Source organism: Streptomyces sp. NPDC056480, from assembly GCF_042795405.1.
Taxonomy (GTDB): domain Bacteria; phylum Actinomycetota; class Actinomycetes; order Streptomycetales; family Streptomycetaceae; genus Streptomyces.
Genome location: NZ_JBHTSA010000233.1, coordinates 1 through 4511 on the forward strand (window position 1 = coordinate 1; position 4511 = coordinate 4511).

1 protein-coding gene is annotated in these 4511 nt (G+C 73.7%); it reads left to right on the forward strand.

What is annotated here, in order from left to right; all coding sequences use genetic code 11:
- A partial coding sequence (locus ACFQ79_RS40390) for a type I polyketide synthase (RefSeq protein ID WP_383593300.1) occupies positions 1 to 4511 on the forward strand: 4511 nt, incomplete at both ends.

The following is a 4511-nucleotide window of genomic DNA, read 5'->3' on the forward strand; positions in this document are numbered from 1 at the left end:
GGCGCCACCATCGACTGGCCCACACTCCTGGACCCCTACCAGCCCCACACCGTCGAACTCCCCACCTACCCCTTCCAACGCCGGCACTACTGGCTGGAGCCCGAGCCGGCCGCGACGGACGCCCGGGGACTCGGCCTGAACTCGGCGGGGCACCCGCTGCTGGGCGCCGTGGTCGAACTCGTCGAAGAGGACCGGCTGGTGTACACGGGCCGGCTCGGCCTCGACACCCAGCCGTGGCTCGCCGACCACGCCGTGCACGGCACGGTCCTGCTGCCCGGCACCGCGTTCCTCGAACTCTCGATGGCCGTGGGTGCCCGGATGGGCTGGCGGCGGCTCTCCGAACTCACCCTCCAGGCACCTCTGGTGCTGCCGCCCGACGAGGCCGTGCAGCTCCGGGTGACCGTCGAACCGCCGAACGCGAACGGGCAGCGCGAGCTGGCCGTGCACTCGCGGCCGCAGGACGCCGAGGCGGGTGTGCCGTGGACGCGGCACGCCGCGGCCCTGCTCGACATCGACGACGAGACGGCGGACTTCGACCTCGCCGAGTGGCCGCCGCCCGGCACCCACGAGCTCGACGTCGAGACCCGCTACGACACGCTCTCGGAGGCGGGCTACGACTACGGTCCCGCCTTCCAGGGCCTGCGCGCCGCCTGGCGCGGCGGCCGTGACGTCTTCGCCGAGGTGAGTCTCCCCGCCGAGCTGGACGCCGCCTCCTTCGGCGTCCACCCGGCCGTGCTGGACGCCGCACTGCACGCCGTCGGCCTGCTGCGTGAGGACGGCGGTACGGTCCTGCCGTTCTCCTGGTCCGGCGTCACCCGCTACACCGACGGCGCGGATGCCCTGCGGGTGTGGCTCAGCCCCAAGGGCGAGGACGGGGTGAGCCTGCGCGTCACCGACGGAGCGGGCAAGCCCGTGCTGTCCGCGGAGTCCGTCACGATGCGGCCGTTCACCGCCGCTCCGGCCGCGCCGCGCGGCGCCGACGCGCTGTTCCGTCTGGAGTGGCAGCCTGTGCAGGTCACCGCGACCGACGTCGACGTGTGCCTGGTCGCCGATCTGGCCGAGGTTCCGGATCCCGTGCCCCAGCTCGTCGCCGTACGATGTCCGGGCTCGACGCAGGACTCCGACGGCACGGGGGCCGGCCTCGCCGATCACGCGCACCGCGCGGCGGGTTGGGCGCTGGCCCTGGTCCAGGACTGGCTGGCCGACGCCCGCTTCACCGGTTCCCGACTGCTCGTGCTGACCGACGGGGCCACCGGCCCCGACGTCACGAACCCCGCCCAGGCCACCGTGTGGGGCCTGATCAGGACCGCTCAGTCCGAACACCCCGATCGCTTCGCGCTGTTGGACACGGACGCCGAAGCGTACGACGTCGACGCCGTTCCCGGGGCCGTACTCACCGAGCCGCAGCTCGCCCTGCGGGCGGGCACCGTCCTCGCCCCCCGGCTCGTCCGGCACACCGCCGTCGCCGGTCTCACCGGTGCCGCCCCGCTCGACCCGGACGGCTCGGTGCTCATCACCGGCGGAACCGGTGTCCTCGGCGCCTCGGTCGCACGGCACCTGGTCACCGAGCACGGCGCCCGCCGTCTGCTCCTCGTCAGCCGCCGCGGACCCGATGCCCCCGGCGCCGCGGAACTCAACGCCGAACTGACCGAGTTGGGCGCGGAGGTCACCCTCGCCGCCTGCGACACCGCCGACCGCGACGCGCTCGCGCGGCTCCTGACCGGCGTACGGCTCACCGCCGTCGTCCACACCGCGGGCCTCCTCGACGACGGTGTCATCGAGTCACTGACCCCGGACCGGCTCGCCGCCGTGCTGCGCCCCAAGGTGGACGCCGCCGCACACCTCGACGAACTGACCGCCGACGAGGACCTCACGGCGTTCGTCCTCTTCTCCTCCGTCGCGGGCGTGCTCGGGAACCCCGGCCAGGCCAACTACGCCGCCGGCAACGTGTTCCTCGACGCCCTCGCCGCCCGCCGCCGGGCCGCCGGTCTCCCTGCGACCTCCCTCGCCTGGGGCCTGTGGGCCGAACGCACCGGCCTCACCGGACACTTGGACGACAGCACCCTCTCGACGCGCGGCATCGCCCCGCTCTCCAACGAGCAGGGCCTCGAACTCCTCGACCGCGCGCTCGGCGACGACACGGCGCTGCTCGTGCCGGCCAGGCTCGACCCGGCCGCACTGCGCTCCGACGCGCTGAACGGGACCCTGTCCCCGGTACTCCGCTCGCTGGTACGCGTCCCTCAGCGGCGGGCCGGCGAGTCCGGCCTGCGCCGGAAGCTCGGCCGGCTGTCCGAGGAGGAGGGCCGCCGTCTGCTGTTCGACCTCGTCAACTCCCAGCTCGCCGCGGTCATCGGCCGCGACTCGGCGGACGGAATCGACCCGGACCAGCCGTTCAAGAGCTTCGGCGTCGACTCCCTGCTCGCCGTGCAGCTGCGGAACCGCCTCAACTCCGCGACCGGACTGCGTCTTCCGGCCACGCTCGTCTTCGACCACCCCACGCCGGCCGCCGTCGTCGACTTCACGCTCGCGCTCGCACGGGAGCGGGCCGAGAGCACCGCCCCGCAGCCCGTCGCCGCCGTGGCACCGCGTACGGACGACGACCCGATCGTGATCGTCGGCATGGGGTGCCGATTCCCGGGCGGGGTGGACTCCCCCGAGGGACTGTGGCAGGTCGTCGCCGAGCAGCGCGACGTGATCTCCGACTTCCCGACCGACCGGGGCTGGGACCTCGACGGTCTCTACCACCCGGACCCGGACCACTCCGGTACGTCGTACGTGCGACGCGGCGGATTCCTCCACGAGGCAGGCGAGTTCGACCCCGCGTTCTTCGGGATCTCACCGCGCGAGGCCCTCGCGATGGACCCGCAGCAGCGGCTGCTCCTCGAGGTGTCGTGGGAGGCCCTGGAGCGGGCCGGAATCGCCCCCGGCACCCTGCACGGCAGCGACACCGGTGTGTTCGCCGGGGTGATGTACCACGACTACGGAGGTGGCGGCCGTCTCCCGGAGGAGGCCGAGGGCCACTTCCTGACGGGCACCGCCGGGAGCGTCGCCACCGGCCGGGTGGCCTACACGCTCGGCCTGCAGGGTCAGGCACTGACGGTGGACACGGCGTGCTCGTCGTCCCTGGTGGCACTGCACCTGGCCGTACGGGCCCTGCGGTCCGGCGAGTGCTCGCTCGCCCTCGCCGGTGGCGCCGCGGTGATGTCCACCCCCAACACGTTCATCGAGTTCTCGCGTCAGCGGGGTCTCGCGGCGGACGGCCGCATCAAGTCGTTCTCCGCCGACGCGGACGGTACGGCGTGGGCCGAGGGCGTCGGTGTCCTGGTCGTGGAGCGGCTGTCCGACGCCCGACGGCTGGGTCATGACGTCCTTGCCGTGGTCGCCGGTACGGCCGTCAATCAGGACGGTGCTTCCAACGGACTCACCGCGCCCAGCGGTCCGGCTCAGGAGCGCGTCATCCGCGCCGCCGTGGCCGACGCCGGAGTCACCTTCTCCGGAGTCGACGCCGTCGAGGCCCACGGCACCGGCACCGTCCTCGGCGACCCCATCGAGGCACAGGCCCTCCTCGCCACCTACGGCGGCGAACGCGAGGGCGACCGGCCCCTGATGCTGGGGTCGCTGAAGTCCAACCTGGGGCACGCGCAGGCCGCCGCCGGTGTCGGCGGCATCATCAAGATGGTGATGGCCCTGCGCCATGGCGAGGTGCCCGCCTCGCTCAATGTAGGCAGGCCCAGCGAGCTCGTCGACTGGGAGTCCGGCGGCGTCGAGGTCCTGACCGAGCCCCGCGCCTGGCCTGCCGCGGAAGGAAGGGTCCGGCGGGCGGGAGTGTCGTCGTTCGGCATCAGCGGCACCAACGCCCACGTCATCCTCGCCGAGGCCCCCGCGACCGAGCCGGTCACGGCCGAAGCGGGCTCCGCGGACGCGCCCGAGCGTCCCGGGGCCGGTCTGCCGTGGATGGTGTCGGCACGGTCGGCCGACGCACTCGCCGAGGCCGCGGGCCGACTGGCCGCGTACGTACGCGCCCGGCCCGAGCTCAGCCCGGCCGACGTGGCGTTCTCACTGGCCGCCAACCGGTCCGCCTTCGAGTCCCGCGCCGTGGTCCCCGGCACCGAAGGACGCGACGGGCTCCTCGCGGGCCTCGACGCACTCGCCTCCCGCGAGGTCGACGCGGTCACCGCGGCCGTCTCCGGTGCGAAGCCGGGGCGGGCGTCGGGTGCTCCTGTCGTGTTCGTGTTCCCCGGTCAGGGGTCGCAGTGGGCCGGAATGGCAGTCGAACTCCTCGACTCCTCCCCCGTCTTCGCCCAGGCCATCACCGACTGCGAGACCGCCCTCGCACCCCACGTCGACTGGTCCCTCACCGCCGTCCTCCGCGACGAAGACGACGCACCCGGCCTCGACCGCGTCGACATCGTCCAGCCCGCCTCCTGGGCCATGATGATCGCCCTCGCCGCCCTCTGGCGCGCCCACGGCATCAACCCCACCGCCGTCATCGGCCACTCACAAGGCGAAAT